We start from the raw sequence: 1,115 nt of genomic DNA, 5'->3' as shown, positions 1-1,115 counted from the left end.
ATCCACACGCACGCGGTCCAGCGGTTCGATCGTGGCGTTCAGCCCTTCCGGCGCCAGGCTGCCCGTTTTTTCGGAACTGTTTTCCTCACTCAATGTGCTGCCGGTGGCCAGCCGGGAGGCTGGTTCGACCGTGTTTCCGGGCGCTGGTCCCAGCCCGTTCTCAACGCCATGCTCGCCGGCCTTGTTCGGGTTGTATGGCATGGCTGCCGCCAGTTCCTGGACCTGCGCCATTTTTTCCGATGCTGCATCTGCATTGGCAGGTGGGGCAAGGCCGGCAGGCCCGCTGTCGGTATTTTTAGGGGCGGCTTTCGATGAAATTCCAGTGGGTTTTGCCATGAGGTGGTGATCCAAAAAATTGATGAAGAGGCTTCAGGGTCACGCGTCATGGCCGGGCGCCGCTGCACACGAGCAGCGAAATACATCGAGAAAAGGACATCGGGAAAAGGGAAGATCCAAACTCAAAAGCGCAACAAACCCGGCAGTGAACGCGGATGCGCTTGATGCTATTTTTCAGCAGGGTGCAGGGGTGTAGGACGGTGCGCCGTGGGCATCCCGGCCGGCGTCTGCTGCGGCCGGAAAAGATTTGCGGCAGCCAGGTGCCGTGTTGCAGTCTTCGCGTCTTCAGGTCTTCAGGTCTTCAGGTCTCTAGCGCTTTGGTGCGAAAAGACCTGAAAGACGTGCCAGATTCAATAAACCCCGAAGAGCGCGCGGATCTCGTCGCCGGCCGTGCGCCCATGTTTCTGGCTTTTGTACTTGTCGCCGATGTCGGCGCATTTTTCCATGATCAGCAGCGTGAACTCTTGCAGCTCAGGCGTCAGCGCATCGCCTTCCGTCATCGCCCCAGCCAGCTTGGCCAGGTTTACGAGCTGGCGGTCGCTGATGGAGCCAATGGAAAAGTCTGAAGGCTTGAAGTCAGGAGGAAGTGACATGGGATGGCACCTGGAGAGTGTCAGCCGGCGGCGGAAACTGGACTGCCTGCTTGACGGGTTTTGTCCTACAGATTAACTCAGGCCGGCCGACCTAACATTCGTTTTTTCCCTAGGAGACGCCCCATGGCAGACGATACGAGCAAAACCGGCTCCGACCGCAGGTTCATCGCCACCGACCAGGCGTAT

The 1,115-nt window shown here is 58.8% G+C and carries 1 protein-coding gene and 1 pseudogene; both read right to left on the bottom strand.

The window, feature by feature from the left end; all coding sequences use genetic code 11:
* Positions 1 to 336: pseudogene (locus AC1D0Z_RS22435) on the bottom strand (catalase); the annotation flags it as partial.
* A 350-nt stretch (positions 337 to 686) separates the two neighbouring features.
* Positions 687 to 929 carry a hypothetical protein gene (locus tag AC1D0Z_RS22430; RefSeq protein ID WP_477648985.1) on the bottom strand — a complete coding sequence of 81 codons (243 nt, stop codon included), beginning with the start codon at positions 927 to 929 and terminating at the stop codon, positions 687 to 689.
* Positions 930 to 1,115: the final 186 nt, after the last annotated feature.

The organism is Polaromonas sp. P1_E3, from assembly GCF_056405935.1.
This window is presented reverse-complemented; position numbering and strand designations above follow the sequence as displayed.

Coding starts and splice junctions, on each gene's coding strand:
- AC1D0Z_RS22430 (WP_477648985.1), bottom strand. CDS start 929: ATGTCACTTCCTCCTGACTTCAAGCCTTCAGACTTTTCCATTGGCTCC.